At 60.6% G+C, this 23,372-nt stretch carries 24 protein-coding genes; 13 read left to right on the top strand and 11 right to left on the bottom strand.

Annotated elements, in window-relative coordinates; translation table 11 throughout:
• Positions 1-25 precede the first annotated feature (25 nt).
• Positions 26-703, top strand: a complete 678-nt coding sequence (locus tag PMI25_RS14570; RefSeq protein ID WP_024164463.1) for a DUF1028 domain-containing protein — start codon at positions 26-28, stop codon at positions 701-703.
• The gene (gene argE, locus PMI25_RS14575; RefSeq protein ID WP_007966780.1) at positions 700-1,851 is read left to right on the top strand and encodes an acetylornithine deacetylase; all 1,152 of its coding nucleotides are present in this window, start codon (positions 700-702) and stop codon (positions 1,849-1,851) included. Before PMI25_RS14570 ends, argE begins: the two co-directional genes overlap by 4 nt.
• Before the next feature lie 19 nt (positions 1,852-1,870).
• Here argE and PMI25_RS14580 read toward each other — a convergent pair whose 3' ends face one another.
• Complete coding sequence (locus PMI25_RS14580) at positions 1,871-2,782, bottom strand: LysR family transcriptional regulator (protein WP_007966782.1); 912 nt, start codon at positions 2,780-2,782, stop codon at positions 1,871-1,873.
• Between the two features lie 415 nt (positions 2,783-3,197).
• On the opposite strand from PMI25_RS14580, the gene PMI25_RS14585 reads away from it, so the two are divergent.
• Positions 3,198-4,613: a purine-cytosine permease family protein gene (locus PMI25_RS14585; protein ID WP_007966784.1), complete on the top strand. Its 1,416-nt coding sequence runs from the start codon at positions 3,198-3,200 to the stop codon at positions 4,611-4,613.
• 103 nt (positions 4,614-4,716) lie between these two features.
• Complete coding sequence (locus tag PMI25_RS14590) at positions 4,717-5,340, top strand: glutathione S-transferase family protein (RefSeq protein ID WP_007966786.1); 624 nt, start codon at positions 4,717-4,719, stop codon at positions 5,338-5,340.
• Positions 5,341-5,343: 3 nt separating this feature from the next.
• Here the strand turns inward: PMI25_RS14590 and PMI25_RS14595 are convergent, their stop codons facing one another.
• A complete protein-coding gene (locus PMI25_RS14595; RefSeq protein WP_007966787.1) occupies positions 5,344-6,006 on the bottom strand; it encodes a M24 family metallopeptidase in 663 nt (220 codons plus the stop codon).
• Between the two features lie 83 nt (positions 6,007-6,089).
• The gene (ptrR, locus tag PMI25_RS14600) at positions 6,090-6,968 is read right to left on the bottom strand and encodes a putrescine utilization regulator PtrR (RefSeq protein WP_007966789.1); all 879 of its coding nucleotides are present in this window, start codon (positions 6,966-6,968) and stop codon (positions 6,090-6,092) included.
• A 103-nt stretch (positions 6,969-7,071) separates the two neighbouring features.
• Here ptrR and PMI25_RS14605 point away from each other — a divergent pair, with 103 nt between their 5' ends.
• On the top strand, positions 7,072-8,463 hold the full coding sequence (locus PMI25_RS14605; protein ID WP_007966791.1) for an aldehyde dehydrogenase family protein: 1,392 nt from the start codon (positions 7,072-7,074) through the stop codon (positions 8,461-8,463).
• 144 nt (positions 8,464-8,607) lie between these two features.
• On the opposite strand, the gene PMI25_RS14610 is transcribed toward PMI25_RS14605, so the two are convergent.
• Complete coding sequence (locus PMI25_RS14610; RefSeq protein ID WP_007966793.1) at positions 8,608-9,777, bottom strand: DUF1624 domain-containing protein; 1,170 nt, start codon at positions 9,775-9,777, stop codon at positions 8,608-8,610.
• A 182-nt stretch (positions 9,778-9,959) separates the two neighbouring features.
• Between PMI25_RS14610 and PMI25_RS14615 the strand changes: the two genes are divergently transcribed.
• Positions 9,960-10,556: a paraquat-inducible protein A gene (locus PMI25_RS14615; RefSeq protein WP_003225887.1), complete on the top strand. Its 597-nt coding sequence runs from the start codon at positions 9,960-9,962 to the stop codon at positions 10,554-10,556.
• Positions 10,553-11,242 carry a paraquat-inducible protein A gene (locus tag PMI25_RS14620; protein ID WP_007966796.1) on the top strand — a complete coding sequence of 230 codons (690 nt, stop codon included), beginning with the start codon at positions 10,553-10,555 and terminating at the stop codon, positions 11,240-11,242. Before PMI25_RS14615 ends, PMI25_RS14620 begins: the two co-directional genes overlap by 4 nt.
• Here the strand turns inward: PMI25_RS14620 and ydiJ are convergent.
• Positions 11,175-14,201, bottom strand: coding sequence for a D-2-hydroxyglutarate dehydrogenase YdiJ (ydiJ, locus tag PMI25_RS14625; protein WP_007966798.1), 3,027 nt, complete (start codon positions 14,199-14,201; stop codon positions 11,175-11,177). The genes PMI25_RS14620 and ydiJ overlap by 68 nt on opposite strands.
• Positions 14,202-14,360: 159 nt before the next feature.
• Between ydiJ and PMI25_RS14630 the strand changes: the two genes are divergently transcribed.
• A complete protein-coding gene (locus tag PMI25_RS14630; RefSeq protein ID WP_045122067.1) occupies positions 14,361-15,245 on the top strand; it encodes a LysR substrate-binding domain-containing protein in 885 nt (294 codons plus the stop codon).
• Between the two features lie 137 nt (positions 15,246-15,382).
• On the opposite strand, the gene PMI25_RS14635 is transcribed toward PMI25_RS14630, so the two are convergent.
• Positions 15,383-15,982, bottom strand: a complete 600-nt coding sequence (locus PMI25_RS14635; RefSeq protein ID WP_007966801.1) for a DUF6338 family protein — start codon at positions 15,980-15,982, stop codon at positions 15,383-15,385.
• A 182-nt stretch (positions 15,983-16,164) separates the two neighbouring features.
• Positions 16,165-16,500, bottom strand: coding sequence for a hypothetical protein (locus tag PMI25_RS14640; protein ID WP_003225912.1), 336 nt, complete (start codon positions 16,498-16,500; stop codon positions 16,165-16,167).
• 183 nt (positions 16,501-16,683) lie between these two features.
• Between PMI25_RS14640 and PMI25_RS14645 the strand changes: the two genes are divergently transcribed.
• The gene (locus tag PMI25_RS14645; protein ID WP_007966805.1) at positions 16,684-16,923 is read left to right on the top strand and encodes a hypothetical protein; all 240 of its coding nucleotides are present in this window, start codon (positions 16,684-16,686) and stop codon (positions 16,921-16,923) included.
• A 61-nt stretch (positions 16,924-16,984) separates the two neighbouring features.
• Here PMI25_RS14645 and PMI25_RS29665 read toward each other — a convergent pair whose 3' ends face one another.
• Positions 16,985-17,182, bottom strand: a complete 198-nt coding sequence (locus tag PMI25_RS29665) for a hypothetical protein (RefSeq protein ID WP_007966807.1) — start codon at positions 17,180-17,182, stop codon at positions 16,985-16,987.
• Between the two features lie 223 nt (positions 17,183-17,405).
• Here PMI25_RS29665 and PMI25_RS14650 point away from each other — a divergent pair, with 223 nt between their 5' ends.
• The gene (locus tag PMI25_RS14650; RefSeq protein WP_007966809.1) at positions 17,406-17,768 is read left to right on the top strand and encodes an NUDIX hydrolase; all 363 of its coding nucleotides are present in this window, start codon (positions 17,406-17,408) and stop codon (positions 17,766-17,768) included.
• A 4-nt stretch (positions 17,769-17,772) separates the two neighbouring features.
• Here PMI25_RS14650 and PMI25_RS14655 read toward each other — a convergent pair whose 3' ends face one another.
• The 3 genes from PMI25_RS14655 to PMI25_RS14665 form a co-directional block, all read right to left on the bottom strand.
• Positions 17,773-18,015, bottom strand: coding sequence for a DUF1652 domain-containing protein (locus PMI25_RS14655; RefSeq protein ID WP_003225919.1), 243 nt, complete (start codon positions 18,013-18,015; stop codon positions 17,773-17,775).
• A 109-nt stretch (positions 18,016-18,124) separates the two neighbouring features.
• Positions 18,125-19,024, bottom strand: coding sequence for a polysaccharide deacetylase family protein (locus PMI25_RS14660; protein ID WP_024164464.1), 900 nt, complete (start codon positions 19,022-19,024; stop codon positions 18,125-18,127).
• 131 nt (positions 19,025-19,155) lie between these two features.
• Positions 19,156-20,103, bottom strand: a complete 948-nt coding sequence (locus PMI25_RS14665) for an ABC transporter substrate-binding protein (RefSeq protein ID WP_007966814.1) — start codon at positions 20,101-20,103, stop codon at positions 19,156-19,158.
• Between the two features lie 292 nt (positions 20,104-20,395).
• Here PMI25_RS14665 and PMI25_RS14670 point away from each other — a divergent pair, with 292 nt between their 5' ends.
• Genes PMI25_RS14670 through PMI25_RS14680 form a run of 3 tightly spaced genes read left to right on the top strand, consistent with a single transcriptional unit; the run spans position 20,396 to position 23,017 of the window.
• On the top strand, positions 20,396-21,382 hold the full coding sequence (locus PMI25_RS14670) for an aliphatic sulfonate ABC transporter substrate-binding protein (protein ID WP_007966816.1): 987 nt from the start codon (positions 20,396-20,398) through the stop codon (positions 21,380-21,382).
• Positions 21,383-21,442: 60 nt separating this feature from the next.
• Positions 21,443-22,288, top strand: coding sequence for an ABC transporter permease (locus PMI25_RS14675; protein WP_007966818.1), 846 nt, complete (start codon positions 21,443-21,445; stop codon positions 22,286-22,288).
• Positions 22,289-22,336: 48 nt separating this feature from the next.
• A complete protein-coding gene (locus tag PMI25_RS14680) occupies positions 22,337-23,017 on the top strand; it encodes an SOS response-associated peptidase (RefSeq protein WP_007966820.1) in 681 nt (226 codons plus the stop codon).
• Positions 23,018-23,372 lie beyond the last annotated feature (355 nt).

The raw sequence follows: 23,372 nt of genomic DNA on the forward strand, positions 1-23,372 counted from the left end.
CAAATTCCTCGAAAGGAGTTAGACCATGACCTTTTCAATCGCAGCCCGTTGCCCCGAAACCGGCCAGTTCGGTGTCGCCATCAGTTCCTCCAGCATCGCCGTCGGCGCACGTTGCCCGTGGCTGTTGCCGGGGGTTGGCGCGGTGTCGAGCCAGAACATCACCCTGCCGTCCCTCGGTCCGGAAGTCCTCGCGCTGATGGAGCAAGGCCACGCGCCCGACGCGGCGCTGGACCAGGTCCTGACCCGCAACGGCTACAGCCAGTACCGGCAGATCACCGCGATCAACCACCTCGGCCAGACCGCACATTTCAGCGGCGCGCAAACCCTCGGCGTGCACAACGCGGTCTGCGGCGAGCAATGTGTGGCCGCCGGCAACATGCTCGCCGGGCGTGCGGTGATCGAGGCGATGGTCAGGGCTTTTGAAGACGGCGACGGCCAACTGGCCGACCGCCTGCTCAAGGCCTTGCACGCCGCCCAGGCCCTGGGTGGCGAGGCTGGTCCCGTGCATTCGGCAGCCGTGGTGGTGGTCGGCGAGCAGACCTGGCCGATCGTCAATCTGCGGGTCGACTGGGCGGACGCAGATCCGATCGGCCAGCTGCAAAAACTCTGGGACGCTTATCAGCCTCAGTTGCAGGACTACATCGATCGCGCCCTCGACCCGGCCAAGGCGCCGGGTTATGGCGTTGCCGGAGACGATCGATGAGCAACAGCGTCGCGTTGCTCAAGACGCTGGTGGGCTTCGACACCACCAGCCGCGAATCCAATCTGCAATTGATCGAGTTCGTGGGCGACTACCTCGCTGGCTTCGATGTGCCGTGCGAGTTGATCTACAACGCCGAGCGCAGCAAGGCCAATCTGTTCGCCACGATTGGCCCGGCCCAGCAACCGGGCATTGTGCTCTCGGGTCACACCGATGTGGTGCCGGTCGACGGCCAACCGTGGACTGTTACGCCGTTCGAACTCAGCGAGCGTGACGGCAAGCTGTTCGGGCGTGGCACGGCGGACATGAAGGGCTACATCGCCTGCGTGCTGGCCTTGGTGCCGGCGCTGGTCGCTGCAGAGTTGCGCATGCCGGTGCACATCGCCCTGTCCTACGACGAAGAAGTCGGCTGCCTTGGGGTGCGCTCGTTGCTCGCAGAACTGGAGCAGCGTCCGGTCAAACCTTTGCTGTGCATCATCGGTGAACCCACCGAACTGAAACCGGTGCTCGGCCACAAAGGCAAACTGGCGATGCGCTGCGACGTGCACGGTCATCCGTGTCATTCGGCCTACGCGCCGCTGGGGGTCAACGCCATCGAGTACGCCGCCGAGCTGATCGGCGAGCTGGGGCGCATCGGCCAGCAACTGAAGGCGCCCGAGCAGCACGACAGCCGTTTCGACCCGCCCTACAGCACGGTGCAGACCGGGGTGATCAGCGGCGGCAAGGCCTTGAATATCGTGCCCGCCGATTGCCGCTTCGACTTCGAAATCCGCGCCCTGCCCTCGCAGGATCCGTCCCTGGTCGCGCAGCAGTTGCAAACCTACGCAGAGCAACAAGTACTGCCGCGCATGCGGGCAGTGAGTGAGCACAGCGCGATTCGTTTCAGTGAGTTGTCGGCCTATCCCGGCCTGGCCACCGATGCGCAGAGTCAGGCGGCGGAGCTGATTGCAGCGTTCTGCGGCTCACAGGAATTCGGCACCGTGGCGTTCGGCACCGAGGGCGGGCTGTTCGATGCGGCGGGGATTCCCACCGTGGTCTGCGGTCCCGGCAGCATGGACCAGGGGCACAAGCCCGATGAGTTCGTCAGTCGTGCGCAACTCGATGCCTGCGATGCGATGCTGCAGCGGATGCTGGCCTTTATCCGCGCTTGAAACACGGCTCGACGCACGTTCAGGCGTACAGTCGAGCCAACTCTTCCCGGCAATGATCGACGAACAACTGCACCGGTTTGGTCAGTTGCACCCGGCGCAGCCAGGCTGCCGACAACCCCGAGCCGGTCACGGTTTCTGCCAGCGGCACGCACACCACTTTCTGCCCGTCGTAGGTGTACTCGCCGAACGGTCGGGTCACCAGAATCGAAAAACCGAAACCGCGCCCGACCATGCCGCGCACCATCTCGATCGACGGTGAGCTGAAGACGATGTGCGGGGTCAGTCCGCGTTCTTCGAAGATGCTCACGAAGTAGGTGCGGCTGGGCACCACGTCGAGCAGGATCATCGGTTCCAGCACCAGATCGTGCAACGAGACTTTCGCCTGTTGCGCAAAACGATGGTCGGCCGGCAGCAAGGCGTAAGGCTGCTGCGGCGGCATCAGCGAAGTGGTTTCGATGGTGCTGTCGAGGTCGTGTTCGAAGAGCATTGCCACATCGATGCTGCCGGCGGTCAGCGCTTGCACCAGTTCCTGTTGTTCGCCATCGCGAATGCGGATTTCCACCCCTGGCCAGCGCTGCTTGAACCCGGCGATCAGGCGCGGCAGGTACAGCGGCGCCACCGTTTCGAAACAGCCGATATCGATCTGTCCGGAGACCACATCGTTGTCCGCCAGCGCGTTCTGCTCGAACTCATGCGCCACTCGCAGCAACTCCAGCGCCTTGCGATAGAAGCGCGAGCCGCTGGGCGTCAGCGAAACGCCCTGGGCGTGATGGCGGATGAACAGCTGCACACCGAAGCTTTCTTCCAGATGCTTGATCGCGGTGGAGACGGACGGCTGGGCGATATAGAGCTTGCGCGAGGCTTCGGCGACGCTGCCGCAGTCGGCGGTGGTGACGAAGTATTTGAGCTGGCGCAGGTTGTAGGCGGCCATATGAACCTCTGCAAGTGAGACAACGCTTTTGTGTTGAGGAGATTTATCTGTGGTCAGGGCATTTGTCTGTAGTTAGGGCATTTGTCTGTAGTCAGGGGTTCTGTGGTGAGGGGATTTATCCCCGATGGGGCGCGAAGCGGCCCCTGTTTCTAAAGTCAAAAGAGGAGCCGCTTCGCAGCCCATCGGGGATAAATCCCCTCACCACAAAACTGTGTAAATCCAGAAAAGAGTGAAGCCTGAACATACCGGAGCTACGCATTACACGCGGCATATATTTTTTAAGGTCTGAAGCAACAAACTTACTAATTTATCTATCCCCGGCCTTTGCACATGATCGCTTCAACAAGAAATGCGCCGTCCGTGTCGGCGCTTACCGAAGTACGTCCACGTACTCATCCTTGCCTTGGAGTTCGTCATGTCCACCTCTGCAACAACGTCCGCCCCGCTCATTGAAAAACACACGATTGGATACGTGCCCCCCGAAGATCGCCACGGAAAGGTCAGGGATCTGTTCACGCTGTGGTTCGGCGGCAACATCGCGCCGTTGCCCATCGTCACTGGCGCGCTGGGCGTGCAGTTGTTCCACCTGAATCTGGTGTGGGGCATCGTCGCGATTCTGGTTGGTCACCTGGTCGGCGGCGTGCTGATGGCGCTGCACTCGGCGCAAGGCCCGCAGATGGGCATTCCGCAGATGATCCAGAGCCGCGCGCAGTTCGGCTCGCTCGGCGCGCTGCTGGTAGTGCTGATTGCCGGGGTCATGTACATCGGCTTCTTCGCCTCCAACATCGTGCTGGCCGGCAAGTCGCTGCATGGCGTGGTCGACAGCGTCCCGGTGCCGGTCGGCATCGTGATCGGTGCCCTCGGTTCGGGGATCATCGGCATCATCGGTTACCGCTTCATCCACGTGCTCAACCGCATCGGCACCTGGGTGCTGGGGATCGGCATCGTCGTTGGTTTCGGCTACATCTTCACCCACATTCAGACCGATGACTTCCTCACTCGCGGCAACTTCAACCTCTCCGGCTGGCTCGCCACTGTGTCGCTGGCCGCGCTGTGGCAGATCGCATTTGCGCCGTACGTGTCCGACTATTCGCGTTACCTGCCGGCCGATGTCAAAGTCTCGTCGACGTTCTGGACCACCTATCTGGGCTCGGCGCTGGGTTCAAGTCTGGCGTTCATCTTCGGCGCTGTCGCCGTGCTCGCGACCCCTGTGGGCATGGACACCATGGATGCGGTCAAACTCGCCACCGGCTCGATCGGGCCGCTGATGCTGGTGCTGTTCCTGCTCAGCGTGATCAGCCACAACGCCCTCAACCTGTACGGCGCGGTGCTGTCGCTGATCACTCTGGTGCAGACCTTCGCCTACCGCTGGATCCCCACCGCGAAAAGTCGCGCGGTGATCTCGATCATCGTCCTGCTGGCCTGCTGCTTTGCCGCCGTCGGCGCGTCGAAGGACTTCATCGGCCACTTCGTCGACATGGTGCTGGTGCTGCTGGTGGTCCTGGTGCCGTGGACGGCGATCAACCTGATCGACTTCTATGCCATCCACAAGGGCCAGTACGACATCCAGTCGATCTTTCAGGTCGACGGCGGCATCTACGGCCGCTACAACCCGCAGGCATTGCTGGCCTACGCGATCGGCATCGCGGTGCAGATCCCGTTCATGAACACCCCGCTGTACGTCGGCCCGGTGTCGGCACACATCAACGGCGCGGATCTGTCGTGGCTGGTGGGGCTGCTGGTGACCTCGCCGTTGTACTTCTGGCTGGCCAATCGTGACAGCGCCTATCGGCGACGGATGATGGGCGGGAAACTGGTGGGCAGTCTCTGAGATTGACTCGCTGTAAACACAAGGCCCGCCACTGTGCGGGCCTTGTGCATTGCAGTGTGGTATTTCTTGTGGCTGGACAGTCAGCCACAACACAGGGAATCTCATGCTGCGAATACTGGGCAAGGCCTCATCGATCAACGTGCGCAAAGTGCTGTGGACCTGCGTCGAACTGCAGATCCCGTTCAAGCGTGAGGACTGGGGCTCGGGCTTCAAACCCACCGACACGGCGGAGTTTCTCGCGCTCAATCCCTGCGCCATGGTGCCGGTGGTTCAAGATGGCGATTTCACCCTGTGGGAATCGAACACGATCATTCGTTATCTGGCAGGCGCCTATGGCGGCGCCGACCTCTATCCCGCCGAGCCACGAGTTCGCGCGCGGGTCGATCAGTGGATCGACTGGCAGGCGTCGGAGCTGAACCGGTCGTGGTCGTATGCGTTCATGTCGCTGGTGCGACAGTCAGCGGATCATCAGGACAGTGCCGCGTTGGCCAACGGCGTCGAGCAATGGTCGAAGACCATGGGCATCCTTGATCAGCAGTTGCAGAAAACCGGTGCCTACGTCAGTGGCGAAGCGTTTTCGCTGGCAGATATTCCTATCGGGCTGTCGGTCAATCGCTGGTTCGAAACGCCGCTCGTGCATCCGGACTATCCCGCCGTCAGGGCGTATTACGAGCGTTTGAGTCAACGCGAAGGCTTTCGCCTGTACGGCCGAAACGGTACGCCGTGACAATCAGATCAACAGATCTTCATAAAACGCGCCGAACGGTCGATGCGGGTGGGCGATCTGGATTTCCAGGATCCATACACCGGCGTTCGGCGCCTGGTCGAAATCGCCGAGATTACCGCCGCGATGGATCGCGTGAGGGAAATCGCTGACGCGGTGGCCCTTGATGTCGAGATTGAGTTTCCAGCCCATGGCTTCAGCCTGATCGCTGGCATAGCGGTACAGTTCGACACCGCTCACGCCTTGGCGCCACAGCGCCTCGACCCGCTTGAACAGCTCCTTGGAGGCCGCCGCGCAGGCGATCATTTCCGGATCGGAGCCGGTGGTGAAGGTTTCGCCGGCATCGCCTTCGTGCCCCTGCCAGACCACGCCCATGTCGATGAAGAAAATATCGTTTTCACCCAGCACCGGATCGCCTTCGGAACGTTCCTTGAATGCCTTCAGCGTGTTGGCGCCAAAGCGAATCAGCAGCGGATGCCAGATGCGATCCATGCCCAGTCCGGCAAGGATCTGCTTGCCCAGTTCCTGGGCTTCGGATTCACGCATGCCCGGCTTGATCACCTTGGCAATGGCATCAACGGCGTTCCAGGTCAGTTCCTGCGCATGACGCATCGTCTCCAGCACAAACCGTTCTCCGACGGCTTCTTTACCGCTCAGGGCTGCACTCATTTGCTTGTTCCTCATGGCTACGCTGTAAAGTTTTTTATATTGCGAAACGCCGATCAAGATACAACCATGACACAACGTGTCAATTACTCTTCTGCACGCACCACGCCGCGCTCCTCCAGCAAACGCACGAACATGCTCAAGCTGCGCGACACCGTGCCCCGGCGCCACACCAGCCACGTAGTCAGATAACGAAAATCCGCCGCCAGCGGCCACACGCTCACGGTTGCGCTGCCGGGCATGCTCTGCAGCATCTTGCGCGGCATCAGCGCCAGTCCGGCACCGGCGCTGACGCAGGCGAGCATGCCGTGATACGACTCCATCTCGAAAATCTTCCCCGGCACCGCAGCGTCGGCGCTGAACCATTTTTCAAAGTGGTGACGATAGGAGCAGTTGGAGCGGAACGCATAGATGTTCTCGCCGTTCACATCCGCTGCGCGCTGCACCGGGGCGTGATTGAGCGGCGCGATGATGACCATTTCTTCCTCGAACGCCGGCACGCCTTCCAGCGTCGGGTGCAGCACCGGGCCATCGACGAAGGCGGCCGCCAGGCGCCCGGCGAGGACGCCGTCGATCATCGTCCCGGACGGGCCGGTGGACAGGTCCAGATCGACCTTGGGATGCAACTGGTTGTACGCCGCCAGCAGTTCAGGAATGCGCACCGCTGCGGTACTTTCCAGCGAGCCGAGGGGGAATGCGCCCTGCGGCTCTTCACCGGCGACGGTGGCCCGCGCCTCCTGCACCAGGTCAAGAATGCGCCGCGCATATTCGAGAAAACTCCAGCCGGCCGGCGACAGGCGCAACCGGCTTTTCTCGCGAATGAACAGGTCGACGCCCAAGTCCTGCTCCAATTGCTTGATCCGCGTGGTCAGGTTCGACGGCACGCGATGGATCTGCGCCGCGGCGGCGCTGATGCTGCCGTGCTCGGCAACGGCCTTGAAGATTTCCAGCTGCACCAGATCCACAGTCATTCTCCAATCGTGAAAGAAACGATCTTTATTATTCAGTTTCCAGAAAACAAACGCCACCCTACTCTAGGCCCATCCACTGAACACGCAGGACGACGCCATGAGCCAGATTTCCAGCCAGACCCACGCCATCTCGATTAACCCCACTACCGGCGAGCAGGTCGGTCACTACGCCTTTGAATCGGCACAAGCTCTCGACGCAGCGCTGACCCGCGCCGCATTCGGTTTCTCGAAATGGAAACGCAAGCCGCTGCAGGATCGCTCCCGCGCCCTGACCGCCCTCGCCGGCGCTCTGCGCGACAGCGCCGAAGCCATGGCGACCATGATCACCCTGGAAATGGGCAAGCCGATCGCCCAGGCCCGCGGCGAAATCGAAAAATGCGCCAAGCTCTGCGAGTGGTATGCCGAAAACGGTCCGGCCATGCTCAGCGCCGAAGCGACCCAGGTCGAAGGCGGCAAGGCGCGCATCGAATACCGACCACTCGGGCCCATCCTCGCGGTGATGCCGTGGAACTTCCCGATCTGGCAAGTGCTGCGCGGCGCGGTTCCGGCGCTGATCGCCGGCAACACCTACGTGCTCAAGCATGCGCCGAACGTGATGGGCAGCGCCTACCTGCTGCGCGACGCCTTCAAGAACGCCGGTTTCGCTGACGGCGTGTTTGAAGTGATCAACGTCACCCCGGAAGGCGTTTCGACCGCCATTGCCGACCCGCGCATCGCCGCTGTGACCCTGACCGGCAGCGTACGCGCCGGCATGGCCATCGGCGCTCAGGCCGGTGCCGCACTGAAGAAATGCGTGCTGGAGCTGGGTGGTTCCGACCCGTTCATCGTGCTCAACGATGCGGATCTGGATGAGGCGGTGCAGGCTGCCGTCATCGGTCGCTACCAGAACTCCGGTCAGGTTTGCGCAGCGGCCAAGCGTCTGATCATCGAAGAAGGCGTGGTCGAGGAATTCACCCGCAAATTCGTCGAGGCCACCCGCAAGCTGAAGGTCGGCGATCCGCTGTCCGCCGACACTTACATCGGCCCGATGGCACGTTTCGACCTGCGTGACGAACTCGATCAGCAAGTGCGCGATACCCTTGAAGAAGGCGCGACCCTGCTGTTGGGCGGTGGCAAAGCCGAAGGTCCGGGCAACTACTACGAACCAACCGTGCTGGCCGACGTGACCGACCGCATGACCTCGTTCAAACAGGAACTGTTCGGCCCGGTCGCCTCGATCATCACCGCCCGCGATTGCGCCCACGCCATCGCCCTGGCCAACGACAGCGAGTTCGGCCTGACCGCGACGATCTACACCGCCAACGTGCAACTGGCGCAGCAACTGACCAGCGAACTGGAAACCGGTGGCGTGTTCATCAATGGCTATTCGGCCAGTGACCCGCGCGTGACCTTCGGCGGCGTGAAGAAAAGCGGTTTTGGCCGCGAGCTGTCGCACTTCGGCGTGCGTGAGTTCTGCAACGCACAGACCGTGTGGCTGGACCGCAAATAACCCGCGACATCACCGCCCCCTGTAGGAGCTGCGGCACGCTGCGATCTTTTGATTTTGATTTTGCAGATCAGGATCAAAAGATCGCAGCCTCGTTTCACTCGACAGCTCCTACAGAGTGTTAAGCAGCACAGTTGCCTTCGGGGCTTACAGATATTTCAGCCAGGCGATGTCACGGCGCCGCGATTTCAGTGCGGAAAACCAGCGTACCGCCGGGTACAGTGCCAGCGCCAACAGCAGCGACACCAGCCAGATTGCCGCTACTGAATCGAAGCCGAAATAGCTACCGTGGTTAAGGCCGAACAGCGCCACGGCAATCAGATACAGCACCTTCAGCACGTACAGATGCAGCAGATAGAAGAACATCGGTGCCGATCCGAAAACCGTCAGCCAGTGAATCCAGCGGCGCGTCTGCAACCGCTCGAACACCAGCAACAACAGCAATCCGATGCTCACCGTCAGAGTGATGAACAGCAGCGATGGCGGGTACTTGGTGATATTGAAAAATGCCATCAGCGTTTGCACGGTCGTGTCTTCAACCGCCCAAGGCTTTTCGCCGTATCCGTTGAGCAGCCGCAGCCCGACGAAACCCAGCAGGCCGGCGATACCAGCCAGCAACAGGCACTGCTGACGAACTCCGGCGTCGGCCGCACGGGCAAACCACGGGCCCAACGCATAACCCAGACCGATCACGCCGATCCACGGCAACAGCGGATACGAAGTACGCAAGCGTAGACTGTCACCGGCCTCGATCCAGCCCCGATCATGCAGGATCGCCCACGGCACATGCAGTGCCGACTCCGGCGCGAAATGCAGCCCATCCAGCAGGTTATGCCCGGCAATGATCGCCAGACTCAGCGCCAACAACAGCCAGCGCGGCAACCAGACCAGCAGCGACAGGGCAATCATGCTCAAGCCAATCGCCCAGATCACCTGCAGATAGATCACGCTCGGCGGCAACTGAAACGTCCATGCAAAATTCACCAAGGTGAATTCCAGCACCACCAGAAACAGCCCTCGTTTGAACAGGAAGGCACTGACATCGGCCTTGCCCGCGTACTTTTCGCCGAACAGCCAGGCGGACAGTCCAGTGAGCAACACGAACACCGGTGCACACAGATGCGCCAAAGTGCGACTGAAAAACAACGCTGGCTCGGTGTTGGCGATGTCCATCGGGTCGGACACCTGACGATGCAACAGGAACGTCTCGCGCACGTGATCCAGCAGCATGAACAGGATGACCAGACCTCGCAACGCATCAATGGACAGCAAGCGGCCGGTCGGCGGCAGGTTGGAACGGGCACACGCAATCGTCATGGACATTTCGCCATTGAGTCTATGAATCGGGAGGTCGCAACGGCGAGCCTTACAAAAATATTCGCGTTACTCTATAACATTAAAAGTCGATTCCCAAGCCAAACGCCATTTGCCCAATCACGCCAGGCTTCTATAGTGATCAGGCGCCCCCTGCCCTTTGCGCCTGCTGTCGAGCGTTGCCCATGACCTCAACCGAACACCTGATCATCTGCGAGCATTGCGATTGCGTGTACGAAAAAGTCGTGCTCGGCAAACACCAGAAAACCCTTTGCGTACGTTGCGGCGGCGTGCTGCAGCGCTATAACGGTTTGACCGTCGAGCAGCGGCTGGCCTTGAGTTTCACCGCGGCTATGCTGTGGCTGTTCGCCAATTTCTATCCGGTGATGAGCATCAGCATGAAGGGTCTGAAGAACAGCGCGACGCTGTGGGATTCGGTGCTGGCACTGAGTCAGGGGCCGATCACGTTCATGGCGATGGTCGCAGCGATCTCGATCATCATCGCCCCGGCGTTTCAACTGGTGCTGTTGATCTGGGTGCTGAGTTTCGCCCTGTCGTCGCGCCGGGCACCGGGCTTCAAGCTGTGCATGCGCTGGCTGGAAACGCTGCGCCCGTGGAGCATGCTCGAGGTGTGTCTGCTGGGGGCGATGGTGGCGGTGTTCAAACTGGCCGGGCTGCTCGATGTGCTGCCGGGGATCGGCCTGTTCGCCCTGGCGGTGCTGAGCCTGATGATGATCCGCATTGCCGGCCGCGACATTCGTGACCTGTGGGACATTCTATGAAGCGACCACCGACCGCCAGCGAACTGAACCTGTGCCTGTGTCACAGCTGCGGGCTGGCCTGCGACATGACCGACGAGCCGCACCAGTGCCCGCGTTGCGAAGCACCGCTGCATCGGCGCAAAACCAATTCCCTGACGCGCACCTGGGCCTATCTGTTCGCCGCGCTGGCGTTCTACGTGCCGGCCAATCTGCTGCCGGTGATGAACACCATGATGCTCGGCAACGGCGCCGACAGCACGATCATGAGCGGCGTGCTGGAGTTCTGGGAGGGCGGCGCGTGGGACATTGCGCTGATCATTTTCATCGCCAGCATCGCGGTGCCAGGGATCAAATTCGTCGCCCTGTCGCTGCTGCTGATCACCGTGCAGCGCGATAGCGGCTGGGCGCGCCGTGAGCGTTCGAAGCTGTACCGTTTCGTCGAGCTGATCGGTTACTGGTCGATGCTCGACGTACTGGTGGTCGCGCTGGTTGCGGCGCTGGTGAAGTTCCAGGCGCTGGGCGACATCGAACCACGCCCGGGCATCCTGTTTTTCGGCATGGTGGTGGTGTTCACCATGTTCTCGGCGATGAGTTTCGATCCACGGCTGATCTGGGACAACGCCGCGGACGACGAAGCGCTCAGCGACGTACCACCTCAAGCAGCACCTGCAACGGATGACGCAGCGCCCGATCCGACTGGCGCTTGACCTGGCTGCGGCACGAATAACCGGTGGCCAGTGCTTCGCCCTGCTCCGCCGGTGCCTCGACCTGCCGCGCCCAGGATTGCTCGTAGATCACCGCCGAGGTTTCGCGGTTGCGCGCTTCATGGCCGTAGGTGCCGGACATGCCGCAGCAACCGGTGGCCTGCGTCGCCAGTTTCAGACCGACCCGCTCGAACACTTGCTCCCACTGGCGGGTGGCGGCCGGCGCGTTGGTTTTCTCGGTGCAGTGTGCCAGCAGACGGAATGGCTGGACCGCTTCGACACCCGTCTGCTCCGGCATCACCTTGAGCAACCATTCCTGCACCAGCGCCACTTCCGGGCAGTGCTCCATGTCGGGCACTTTCAGGTATTCCTGGCGGTAGACCAGCGTCATCGCCGGATCCAGCCCCAGCAGCGGCACGCCAACGTCCGCCAGCTCGCGCAGTTGCCGGGCATTACGCAACGCCGCGCGGTTGAACGCCGAGAGGAAGCCCTGCACATGCAGCGGCTTGCCGTTGGCACTGAATGGCGCCAGATACACCTGATAGCCGAGCCGCGAAATCAGCTCCGTCAGATCCGCCAGCAGCGGCGCTTCAAAGTATCGGGTAAAGGCATCTTGCACCAGCACCACACTGCGCTCGCGCTGGGCCTGGGTCAGCGCCGACAGCGTGGAAACCGTCGCCGGCCGCACATTCCAGCGGCGCATGGCGGCATGGAAATCGAAGCGGCTGAGCAAAGGCACATCGACCATTCCACCGAGACGCTCCAACTGTTTGCGCACGAATGTTGCGCCCATCAATCCGTTGTACAGCGCCGGAATCCGCGCCATGTACGGAATGCTGTACTCCAGCGAAGCAATCAGATAATCCCGCGCCGGGCGCAGATAACGGCTGTGATACAGCTCAAGAAAACGCGAACGGAACTCCGGCACATTGACTTTGACCGGGCACTGTCCCGCGCAGGATTTGCACGCCAGACAACCGGCCATGGCGTCATACACCTCATGCGAAAAATCTGCATCCTGCGCGCGGCTGTTGCGCCAGCGTGTCCACAGGTTGCGGAAAAATGCCGGACGACGGATCGCATCGGACAACACATCAACGCCCGCCTCGCCCTGCAAGCGCAGCCATTCGCGAATCAACGATGCGCGGCCCTTGGGCGATTGCGCACGCTCGCGGGTGGCTTTCCACGACGGACACATGGCGTCGTCGGGATCAAAGTTGTAGCAGGCGCCGTTGCCGTTGCAATGCATGGCGGCGCCGTAGCTCTGCCAGACCTTTTCGTCGATCTGCCGATCGAGTTCGCCGCGCAGGGTCACTTCGTCGATTTTCAGCAATGCCGCAGCGGTGTTGGCCGGGGTGGCGATCTTGCCCGGGTTGAACTGGTTGAACGGGTCGAACGCGGCTTTCAGCGCTTGCAACGCCGGGTACAGCTCACCGAAAAAGGCCGGCGCGTATTCCGAGCGCAGGCCTTTGCCGTGTTCACCCCACAACAGGCCGCCGTAGCGCTGGGTCAGCGCCGCGACGCCATCAGACACCGGACGCACCAGCGCCGCCTGCTGTGGATCCTTCATGTCGAGAATCGGCCGCACGTGCAGCACGCCGGCATCGACGTGGCCGAACATGCCGTACTGCAAACCGTGGCTGTCGAGCAGTTCGCGCAGTTCGGCGATGTACTCGGCCAGGTGCTGCGGCGGCACCGCGGTGTCTTCGACAAACGGCTGCGGCCGCGCTTCACCGGCAACGTTGCCGAGCAGGCCGACTGCGCGTTTGCGCATGCCATAGACCTTGTTCACCGCCGCCTGACCGACCGCCAGCGTATGGCCGATACGTTCGACCGTGGTGTCGCTGCTCAAGTGTTCGAGGAAGGCTTCGACTCGGCGTTGCAGGTCTTCAGGATCGTCGCCGCAGAACTCCACCAGGTTGATCCCCAGTGTCGGCCGTTCGGTACTTTCCGGGAAATACTCGGCGACGCCGTGCCAGACGATGTCCTGCATCGCCAACAACAACACTTTGGAATCCACGGTTTCAATCGACAGCGGCTTGAGCGCCATCAGCGCCCGGGCATCGCGCAATGCATCCATGAACCCGGCGTAGCGAATGTTCACCAGCATCGTGTGCTTGGGAATCGGCAGTACGTTGAGTTTCGCCTCAACCACAAACCCCAACGAGCCTTCGGCGCCGCACAGCACGCTGTTGAGGTTGAAACGATTGTCCGCCTCGCGCAGGTGCGCCAAGTCGTAGCCGGTCAGGCAACGGTTGAGGTCAGGGAACCGTTGTTTGATCAGTTCGCCCTGCTCATCAATGATCTGCCGCGCACAGCGATAAACTTCACCCACCCGATCTTCACGGGCGCACAGCGCTGTCAGGTCGTCTTCCGCCAGCGCTGCGCCGTGCAGACGTTCGCCGCCAAGCAGCACCATGTCGAGTTCCAGCACATGGTCGCGGGTCTTGCCGTAGGTGCAACTGCCCTGCCCGCTGGCGTCGGTGTTGATCATGCCGCCAACGGTGGCGCGGTTGGAGGTCGACAGCTCCGGGGCGAAAAACAGCCCGGCTGATTTCAGCGCGGCGTTGAGCTGATCCTTGACCACCCCGGCCTGCACCCGCACCCAGCGCTGCTCGACGTTGATTTCCAGAATACGGTTCATGTGCCGCGACAGGTCGACAACGATGCCGTCAGTCAGCGACTGACCGTTGGTGCCGGTGCCGCCGCCGCGCGGAGTGATCACCACCTGCTGATAGGCCGGCTCGGCAATCAGTCGTGCGACCCGCGCCACATCCTCCGCATCCACCGGAAACACCGCCGCTTGCGGCAGACGCTGGTAGATCGAGTTGTCGGTGGCAAGCACTACGCGGCTGGCGTAATCGACGCTGATCTCGCCACGAAAACCGCTGGCCTTCAAGGCTTTGAGGAATTGCTGGTAATCGGCGGTCAATGCCGGGGCGGGTTTCAGCTGGGCAATCATCGGTCAGGAAATCTCGGTCAAAATCGGGCCGTGTGGCGGTGAACAGTTGTGCGCAATGAATGATTGCGTCACGCTCCCGCCATCTCATGGTGCTTATGTTCATTGCTTGGCGCCGTCGGGACAAACGTAAAATCGACCCGTAATCCATGACTAAAACGAATGAATCCGCGAACCCTCACCCCTTCCATGTCGCTGTTGCTGGCCTTTGAGGCCGCCGCGCGCCATGAAAGCTACACCCGCGCCGCCCACGAACTGTCGCTGACGCAAAGCGCGGTCAGCCGTCAGGTGCAGATTCTGGAAAAGATGCTTGGCATGCGCCTGTTCAGCCGCGAAGGCCGGCAAGTGGTGCTCACCGATGTCGGGCGCATGTATCAGCGCGAACTGGCCGAAGCCCTCGGGCAGATCCGCAGCGCGACCCTGCAGGCCATGGCGTTCGGTTCGGGCATTCACAGTTTGCGTCTGGCGACGCTGCCGACCTTCGGCTCGAAATGGCTGCTGCCGCGACTCAAGGACTTCTACACCGCGCACCCGGGCATGACCGTACACTTGCATTCGCGCATCGAAGCAATCGACTTCGACACCAGCGAAATCGATGCGGCGATCTGTGTCGGTGCGGGGGACTGGCCGGGCTTGAGCGCCCTGCCCCTGCACACTGAAGAACTGGTGGTGATTGCCAGTGCGCAGTTGTCGCCGGCCGAACGCGACGAAGCCGAACAGCATATCGCCGGGCAGTTACTGCTCAATGTCAGCAGCAATGCCCAGGCCTGGGCGGAATGGTTCACCCATCATGGTTTGCCACACCGCAGCATGCGCATCGGGCCGAGCTTTGAAATGACCTCGCACCTGATTCAGGCGGTGCGGGCGAATATTGGCGTGGGGCTGGTGCCACGGATTCTGGTGGAGGACGAATTGCTTAACGGCGAACTGCTGCAACTGGGGGAGCCGATCACCAGCCGGCGCAGCTATTACCTGGTGTATCCGCCGCGCAATGAGGCGCTACCGTCACTGAAAGCGTTCAGGGACTGGTTGGTGCATACGCTCTGAACAGCAGCACTGTTTTTTCAAAGGTGGAGGCGCACTCGGCCCTCTCAACAGTGGACTATCCAACGGTTTTCCGTCTGGCCCAAAGAACAGGTGTTCATATTTCTTGGGCATTGGTTGTGGTGCTCGGGCGCTCATAATCAATCCTCTGATGCCGGGCTGAACTCAACCCATTTAACCTTCGCGGAATCTATCAACAAATATTCGGCGCCAAAAGGCGCCACTTTGCCATCTTCATGCAGCCAATGTGGCTTATGGATCACGAACTGGCCGTTGGCTGATTCCGGCGGCCACTCGGCCGGCCAGCCAAGAACGCGCCTTTCGTCATGCAAATGCAGGGTGATGAGCCGATCAAATTGCGCGAATGCGCAGAACCATTCGCTTGGGTAAGAAGATTGTTTCGTTACGTTTCTGCGACGCAGCCAACCATGTAGCTTGTCATTGGTCGCCAGACTACAGGACAGCAATCCAAGTACCAGCGAACAAAAGAATGCCCATGACGTCTGCGCCTTGCCATCCCATATTCCTAGAGAAAAACCCTTCGTCCCGACCCACAAAAAGATCACGCCAATACCTGTTACCACCCCATGAATAACAAATGTAAAAATCAACGCCTGCACAATCTGCCCAAACGTATCAGGCCGCTTGAATGAAGTGAGCGTGTAGAAAATCCAGGTAGAAACGAATCCGGGAATCAAATACTGCAACAACGGAATAACTTCCTTGACCAGATCATCCATGATCCGTGGCTCTTTGAAAGACTTGCCGGCCTGATAAGTGACCGGCAATCAAAGCCTAGCGCACACTGGTATACGTCTCGTGCCGATCTGTCACAGCGCATTTCGCAAAGCAAAAAAAAGCAGAAACCATTGATCCGGTTTCTGCTTTTTGTGCGGCTGGCTTTTGCAGCGGAGGCTGGGCTTTACAGGCAGTCACGCACCGATTTGCGCAACGACCCGGACTTGGCCCATGGCGGTCCCTGATACAGGGAAACGCGGCTGCCGTCCTTGTATTTGATGATGTCGAGAATCTCGTCAGCGGTGACGAGGCTCGGTGCCTTGATCCGGTAGCCGTTGGAAATGGAGGTCTGCGTGGTCTTCGGAATGTCCTGCTGCCACAACGGCAACAAGCACGCGGCATAGTCTTTAGGCGCTTTGGTGGTGGTCTTGCTGAGGTTTGGCTCGCCCGGTACCAGCGATGCTGGCAATGAGCAACCCGCCAGCAATGCCAACGCCAAACTCCCGATCCATATCCGCATGGTGTTTCCCTGATCTGAAAAAAAGCGAATGTAACGTGTAACCGGTTGTACATCCATCCCGACGCCCCGCTACAAGGGCATTTGGACAAATATTTACATCCATTCACCCGGTGACAGACGAGTTGCACATCGGCGATGAAAAATGCGGCTACTCTGTTTTACCGAGAATGACCGGAGGTGATCATGCGGCTCAATGAATACGAACACGAACTTCAGCGCGACCTGCAAGCCGTTGCATCTGATTTGAGATGGTCGGCGGTCGACCTCAAGCGCATCGCCGAACAACTGCGCAAAAGCGGCAATGAAGCGGATGCCCAGGCGGTACTCAGGTCCTGCGAGGTGCTGCAAAGTGATGAAGAACGATTGCAGTCCTATGCCAAGGAAGTGAAAACGCGCTCCATCAGCCGAAGCAAGGTTCACTGATAGCGACCCTGCCCTCAACAAGAGCCCCGGCAATTACCGGGGCTCATTCGTTACATCTGCTTCAACTCGCAGTGTGACTTCGAGCCCGCGCCGAGCGTTGTCTGTAACTTGGCAACGCAGCGGCATAGGCCAGCGCTTCTTCTCTGCTACCAAACGACGCAAGCCGATCGCCTTGGGTACAAACCCGCCATGGGCCGTTGTTCACACGGAGTACGTCGTAGCCGTTCATGTGCATCTTGTTCAGGACAGGAATGCTCATGGGGACCTCCTTTTTGCTGACAGTGGATTCAGCTCTGCTTTTTTACCTTACACCCTGTTGCCGGAGATGTGCCGACCAGATGTCGCGGATAGCCATGTGCCAAGGCTCTGGCACTTTCAACCTTGCCAAACACTCAAAACCCCGACGGAACCTCTGAATCCGGGCCCGGCTCGAATATTGCAGTTTTATTTCATTTATGTGACACGCAGTAAACAGGTAACAGATGAAAGTACGCGCAACCGTTATTTGCGAGCAGGATCGACACGTACTTCTGGTGCGCAAACCCCGCTGTCGCTGGACCTTGCCCGGCGGCAAGGTCGAGCCTGGGGAAACCAAAGCCGGGGCGGCGACGCGCGAGTTGCAGGAAGAAACGGCACTGGATGCCGAGCAGATGTTGTATCTGATGGAACTGCACAGCGGCAGCACCCAGCATCATGTCTACGAGGCCTCAGTGCTCGACCTTGAGCAGTTGCGCCCGCAAAACGAGATCATCGAATGCATCTGGCATCCGCTGGACGCGGTGCAGAATCTGCCCACCAGCGACGCGACGTTACGCATCGTGCAGGCGTTTCAGCGGCGTTTGTGAGGCATCAGCCGGCGAATGCCCGGCGCCCGGCGCTCATTTCCGTGCGCAATTCGCCGATGAAGTTGGAAATATCGCGGATGGTCACCAGGTGTTCCGGTGAGACGCCATTGAGCAACAACTCGACTCGCCCGGAGTCAGGCTCATAAACCTTGATCCGCAGCAGTCCCTGCTCCACTTGTGTGCATTCGCATTCAAGCGACGGAAAGCCGGATTCGACAATCCGGCAGATGTCGGCAATGGCTAGCATGGGCGCACGCCTCGCAGGCGATGAGTCGGTCGACCGATTCAGCATAGATGAGCGATCAATAATCTGCCGCCCCGACGACTGCCAACCCGATCACATTTCCAGCGCGGCCTCAGTGCGCGTCATGATCCCAGATCCAGTTCCACATCCCCGGTAATTGCACCGGCTGCGAACTCTGCTGAACGGTGCGCGCCAGTGCTGCTTTCTGCAGTGCCGCTTGATCATCGTAAAACGGCTTGTCCGCCAGCCTCACGCCCGTGGCGGCAGCACTCTCGAGGAGAATCTGCAGGTATTCGCGGGTATGCCGCGCGGTATAGCGATTGAGGTCATGAAACGTCACCACCACCGGAATCACCCCGTCCACGGTGGGAAATTCGCCGAGGGCAATGCGCTCGCGGACTTCCGATAGCTGGCGCAGCATGTTCGCCCGACGTCGGGGACTGGCGTTGAAGCCCCAGATCTTGCCGTCGTTGGCGCTCAAATCGGTCAACAACACATGCAAGCCATGCTGCTGATAGGCGGCGAAGGTGCGCTTGTCGTAATTCCAGAACGGCGGACGCAGCAGGATCGGCGCAGCTCCGGTGATCGCGGCGATATCCGCGGTGCCGTTGCGCAACGACTGCTCCAGTTCTTGCGGATCGAGCGAGCGATGATTGGTGTGCCAATGGGTGGCGGTGTGGAACCCGAGGATGTGCCCTTCGGCGTGCTCACGCCGCATGATGCCGCGACCGATTTCACTGTTGCCGGCGCGAGGTGCGCGGGTCTGGACGAAGAACACCGCTTTGATGGCCGGTTGCACCGGGTTGACCTTGAGGCTGTCGAGGACCGTCGCCGAAGGGTTCCACAAACTCGACGCGCTGGGGCCGTCATCGAAGGTCAGCAAAAAGCGCACCGGCGCCTGGGCCTTGAGCCGGGTTTCGGTTTGCGCGGTCATCTCGATCGGCGCGGCAATGCAGCCGGCCAGCCCGAACGCGATGGCCGCTGCACAGAGAAGATTGAACGCGTATTTCATGTTTTGCCTTGCGCCTGACCGTTGCGGCCCTGTTGTCGACTGGCAAAACTCCCTCGCCCTGATCCGTCCCTGCGCCCGGCTTCGCGAGCCAGATCTGGACAGGGTACACAGGCTTTGGTTCCGGCGCTCGCTCAGTCAGCCAGTGCCTGTTGAAACGAGGTATCGATAACCCCGGCGGTGGCCAGCGGCGCCGGCAGTGCCTTGACCTTGAACAGGAAGTCCGCGGTGCCCTGCAAGTCGATCGCCGCCTGCTGATCCACCGGCCCGACCGTCATGTGCGCCTGACGCAACCAGTGTCGCGACACCTGCTGATCGAGATTGGCTTTCTTCGCCCACAGATCCGCGTATTCGTCGGTGTGGCTGTCGACCCAGGCCCGCGCCTGTTTCAGACGCCCGAGAAAATCGGCAATCGCTGCACGCTTGCTGTCGATCGACGGCGCCGACGCGGCAATCGCGCTGAGGCCCGGCATCAGGTTTTTCGCCGTGAGAATCGGCCGCGCACCGGAGAACACGATTTGCTGGGAGATGTACGGTTCCCATACCGGGAAAGCGTCGATGCTGCCCTGCGGCAATGCCGCCGCCGCATCAATCGGCATCAGTTTGACGAAATCGACGTAATTCTCCGGCAGACCGCCCTGCTCCAGGGCGCGCAAGGTCAGCTGCTGGCTCCAGGCGCCGGGCCAGTAGGCGACTTTCTTGCCCTTCAGATCAGCGATGGTTTTCACCGGCGAATCTTTCGGCACCAGCAAGGCGATGGTGTCCGGGTTCTGCCGCGACACCCCGATCAGCTTCACCGGTGCCTGTTTGGCGGCGAGAAACAGAAAACCCGAATCGCCGAGAAAGCCCAGATCCAGCGAACCGGTCTGCAACGCCTCGGCCAGTGGCGCGGCGGCCTGGAAGTGCTTCCAGTCGACGCTGTAAGGCGCGTCTTTCAGCACGCCAGAGGCTTCGACCGAGGCGCGGATGTTGTAGTAGTTCTGGTCACCGACATGCAGGACCAACGGCTCGGTAGCGTAGGCAAACGGAGCGGCGAACAAGGCGGTGATCAGTGTGCTGCGGAGCAAACGGGAGAGCTTCATGGGAGGTCCTGCGACGGGATTTTGCATAGACCATAACGCTGTTGATAAACCGATTTTAAATTCGATTAATGCATAAGCTCATCGCCCGGGATGCTCACTGTCCGCTGCGCAACAGTGCCTTGCCACAATGTTTCCCAAGCAACAGTTGAAAGGCGCTAAAACCGGGGAAAACCCCGTAAACATGGGTCGAAACACACATGGCACAGAGCCTGCAATATTCCATTCATGCAGGACGCAGCCGATAAAAATATATTTTTGGACATAACAACCAGTGCCTTTGCCGGAGCGCCCCATGACATCGTTCTTACCGTTTACCCGCCTCAAAACGCTGCTGGTCGCCAGCGCCATGGCATTGAGCCTGCAACCGCTGGCCGAAGCCGCCGAAGCGCCGCCTGCGGAAGTCCATCTGGATTACGCCTACTACTCACCCGTGAGTCTGGTGCTCAAACATTTCGGTTTTCTCGAAAAGGCCCTGCCACAGACCAAAGTCAGCTGGGTGCTGAGCCAGGGCAGTAACCGTTCGCTGGAATACCTGAACAGCGGTGGCGTCGATTTCGCCTCCAGCGCCAGCCTCGCTGCGGTGCTGAGCCGGGCCAACGGCAGCCCGATCAAATCGGTATACGTCTACAGCCGCGCCGAATGGACTGCGCTGGTGGTGCGCAAGGATTCGCCGTACCAGAGCGTCGCCGACCTCAAGGGCAAGAAAATCGCCGCCACCAAAGGCACCGACCCGTATCTGTTCACCCTGCGCAGCCTGCAACAGGCCGGGTTGAAGAAAGACGACGTGGAACTGGTGCACCTGCAACACCCGGACGGCCGCACCGCGCTGGAAAAAGGCGATGTCGACGCCTGGGCCGGGCTCGATCCGCACATGGCCGCCAGTCAGGTACAGGCCGGTTCGCGTCTGCTGTATCGCAACCCGGCATTCAATAGCTACGGTGTGGTCAGCGTCACCGAGCAGTACGCGAAGGAGCATCCGCAAACCATCGACACCGTGATCAAAGCCTACGAGCAGGCGCGGCAATGGGCGCTGAAAAATCCCGACGAGTTCGCCGCGTTGCTCGCCAAGGAATCCGGTCTGCCGCTGGACGTGGCCAAACTGCAGCTGTCGCGCACTGATCTGAGCAGCCCGCAACTGACCGCCAACGACGTGCAGGCATCCAAGGCTGCGGCACCGATTCTGGTGTCCGAGGAACTGGTGCGGCGTGGGGTGAATGTCGATCAGGTCATTGATCAATTGCTCGACAGCGGTGTGCAGCAAGCCGTCGCCCGCCAGTAACCGACCAGACTCACAGCCCATCCGCGCCCGACGCGGATTCGCTGTGAGTGGAGCCCACGTATGACCACTCGCAGTAACGAATTGCCTGCGCCGCCTCAGAGCTTGTCGAGGCCGCGTCCTTCATCCCTCAATCCGACATGGCGCCGACGCCTGAAAGGTCTGGCCCTGCCGCTGCTGATCGTGGTCGCCCTGGAATGCATCGTGCGCCTCGGCTGGCTGCCGTCCTACCAAATGCCGGCGCCCAGCGAGATCGCCCTGACCCTCACCGACCTCGCCGAAGGCGCCCTGTGGAAACACATCGGCGCCAGCCTGCTGCGGGTGTTGCTCGGATTTGCCATCGGCGCGAGCCTGGCGCTGGTGTTCGCTGCCTGGGTCGGTTTGAGCCGCGAGGCCGAGGCGTATCTGGAGCCGACGTTCGCCGCACTGCGTTCAATTCCGAGCCTGGCCTGGGTGCCGCTGTTGCTGCTGTGGCTGGGCATCGATGAAACCTCGAAGATCGTGCTGATCGCCATCGGCGCGTTTTTTCCGGTGTACGTCAACGTGGTCGCGGCGATTCGCAATATCGACCGCAAACTAGTCGAAGTCGGGCACATCTATGGCTTCAGCCGCTGGCAACTGGTGCGGCGGATTCTGCTGCCCGCCGCCCTGCCCGGCCTGTTCACCGGACTGCGCAGCGGCATGAGTCTGGCGTGGATGTTTCTGGTGGCCGCCGAGCTGATCGCCGCGACCAAGGGCCTCGGTTATCTGCTCAGCGACGGCCGCGAAACCTCGCGACCGGACATCGTGCTGGCGGCGATTATCGTGCTCGCCGTGCTCGGTAAACTCAGCGACGGCCTGCTCGCGGTGCTTGAGCGCCGCTGGCTGGCCTGGCGCGACACGTTCACCGGTCAGGAGGCGCAGGATTGATTGGCCGCAGCCGACTAAGCTGAAAGCGTCCAACCGGAGATTCGGCGCATGTGCGGAAGACTCTCGCAATACCGCGGCATTCACGACTTTGTCGCGGTGCTGAGCATTCCCGATGCGCTGATCAATCACGTCGGCGACGCCGCGCTGGAACGCTACAACGCGGCGCCGACCACGTCACTCGCGGTGCTCCATCAACATGATCAACAGCTGTATGCCGACAACCTGCGCTGGGGCTGGCGCCCGCACTGGGCCAAGGACCGTGCGGCGCCGATCAATGCCCGGGTGGAGAAAGTCGCTCATGGACCGTTTTTTCGGGCGATCTGGCGGCATCGGCTGATCGTGCCGGTCGACAACTGGTTCGAATGGGTCGACGGCCCGGATAAAACCCGACAGCCGTGGCTGATCCGTCGGGCCGATCACGGGCCGGTTTTCTGTGCAGCCATCGGCCAATGTCCGACATCCGGCAGCGATGCTCGGGAGGACGATGGTTTCGTGATCATCACCGCCGACAGCGTCGGCGGCCTGCTCGATATTCATGATCGCCGACCGGTGGTTTTTCGCGCTGACATGGCTGCCGAATGGCTTGATCCGGCAACACCTGCGGAGCGCGCCGAACAAATGCTGCTGTTCGAAGGCGAACTCAGTGATGCCTTCGCCTGGCATAAAGTCGGCAAGGCGGTCGGCAATTCACGCAATCAGGGCGCCGGACTGATTGACGAAGTGGCTTAAAGATCCGTGATCTCACGCGTTTACCCTGTAGGAGCTGCCGCAGGCTGCGATCTTTTGATTTTGCTTTCAAAAAAAGAATCAAAAGATCGCAGCCTTCGGCAGCTCCTACAGGTGATTTCAGGTGAATACAGGTGACACTCGATCTTTACAGAGGGTGTTTCATTGTTGAGACAACCCGAAAAGAACAGTCGTTTGAGCGAACTAACCGCCTGTCTGACATTTCAACCGTCATACATACATTTAGATGCGCTACGGATAGCATGCGCGCCGCATTTCCAATTGGCATACCAGTTGACCAAAGAGTCAGCAAAACCAGGAATCCCCTACAACTTTAACAAGCCTTGCAGAGAACTAA

This window comes from Pseudomonas sp. GM30, from assembly GCF_000282275.2.
Classification (GTDB): Bacteria; Pseudomonadota; Gammaproteobacteria; order Pseudomonadales; family Pseudomonadaceae; genus Aquipseudomonas.

Excerpts from the sequence above, each read along its gene's own strand:
- argE (WP_007966780.1), top strand. The coding sequence starts at position 700 with ATGAGCAACAGCGTCGCGTTGCTCAAGACGCTGGTGGGCTTCGACACC.
- PMI25_RS14590 (WP_007966786.1), top strand. The coding sequence starts at position 4,717 with ATGCTGCGAATACTGGGCAAGGCCTCATCGATCAACGTGCGCAAAGTG.
- PMI25_RS14645 (WP_007966805.1), top strand. The coding sequence starts at position 16,684 with ATGCGGCTCAATGAATACGAACACGAACTTCAGCGCGACCTGCAAGCC.
- PMI25_RS14660 (WP_024164464.1), bottom strand. The coding sequence starts at position 19,024 with ATGAAATACGCGTTCAATCTTCTCTGTGCAGCGGCCATCGCGTTCGGG.
- PMI25_RS14570 (WP_024164463.1), top strand. The coding sequence starts at position 26 with ATGACCTTTTCAATCGCAGCCCGTTGCCCCGAAACCGGCCAGTTCGGT.
- PMI25_RS14615 (WP_003225887.1), top strand. The coding sequence starts at position 9,960 with ATGACCTCAACCGAACACCTGATCATCTGCGAGCATTGCGATTGCGTG.
- PMI25_RS14595 (WP_007966787.1), bottom strand. The coding sequence starts at position 6,006 with ATGAGTGCAGCCCTGAGCGGTAAAGAAGCCGTCGGAGAACGGTTTGTG.
- PMI25_RS14640 (WP_003225912.1), bottom strand. The coding sequence starts at position 16,500 with ATGCGGATATGGATCGGGAGTTTGGCGTTGGCATTGCTGGCGGGTTGC.
- PMI25_RS14610 (WP_007966793.1), bottom strand. The coding sequence starts at position 9,777 with ATGACGATTGCGTGTGCCCGTTCCAACCTGCCGCCGACCGGCCGCTTG.
- PMI25_RS14620 (WP_007966796.1), top strand. The coding sequence starts at position 10,553 with ATGAAGCGACCACCGACCGCCAGCGAACTGAACCTGTGCCTGTGTCAC.
- PMI25_RS14605 (WP_007966791.1), top strand. The coding sequence starts at position 7,072 with ATGAGCCAGATTTCCAGCCAGACCCACGCCATCTCGATTAACCCCACT.
- PMI25_RS14680 (WP_007966820.1), top strand. The coding sequence starts at position 22,337 with ATGTGCGGAAGACTCTCGCAATACCGCGGCATTCACGACTTTGTCGCG.
- PMI25_RS14635 (WP_007966801.1), bottom strand. The coding sequence starts at position 15,982 with ATGGATGATCTGGTCAAGGAAGTTATTCCGTTGTTGCAGTATTTGATT.
- PMI25_RS29665 (WP_007966807.1), bottom strand. The coding sequence starts at position 17,182 with ATGAGCATTCCTGTCCTGAACAAGATGCACATGAACGGCTACGACGTA.
- PMI25_RS14650 (WP_007966809.1), top strand. The coding sequence starts at position 17,406 with ATGAAAGTACGCGCAACCGTTATTTGCGAGCAGGATCGACACGTACTT.
- PMI25_RS14655 (WP_003225919.1), bottom strand. The coding sequence starts at position 18,015 with ATGCTAGCCATTGCCGACATCTGCCGGATTGTCGAATCCGGCTTTCCG.
- PMI25_RS14585 (WP_007966784.1), top strand. The coding sequence starts at position 3,198 with ATGTCCACCTCTGCAACAACGTCCGCCCCGCTCATTGAAAAACACACG.
- PMI25_RS14675 (WP_007966818.1), top strand. The coding sequence starts at position 21,443 with ATGACCACTCGCAGTAACGAATTGCCTGCGCCGCCTCAGAGCTTGTCG.
- PMI25_RS14580 (WP_007966782.1), bottom strand. The coding sequence starts at position 2,782 with ATGGCCGCCTACAACCTGCGCCAGCTCAAATACTTCGTCACCACCGCC.
- ydiJ (WP_007966798.1), bottom strand. The coding sequence starts at position 14,201 with ATGATTGCCCAGCTGAAACCCGCCCCGGCATTGACCGCCGATTACCAG.
- PMI25_RS14665 (WP_007966814.1), bottom strand. The coding sequence starts at position 20,103 with ATGAAGCTCTCCCGTTTGCTCCGCAGCACACTGATCACCGCCTTGTTC.
- PMI25_RS14630 (WP_045122067.1), top strand. The coding sequence starts at position 14,361 with ATGAATCCGCGAACCCTCACCCCTTCCATGTCGCTGTTGCTGGCCTTT.
- PMI25_RS14670 (WP_007966816.1), top strand. The coding sequence starts at position 20,396 with ATGACATCGTTCTTACCGTTTACCCGCCTCAAAACGCTGCTGGTCGCC.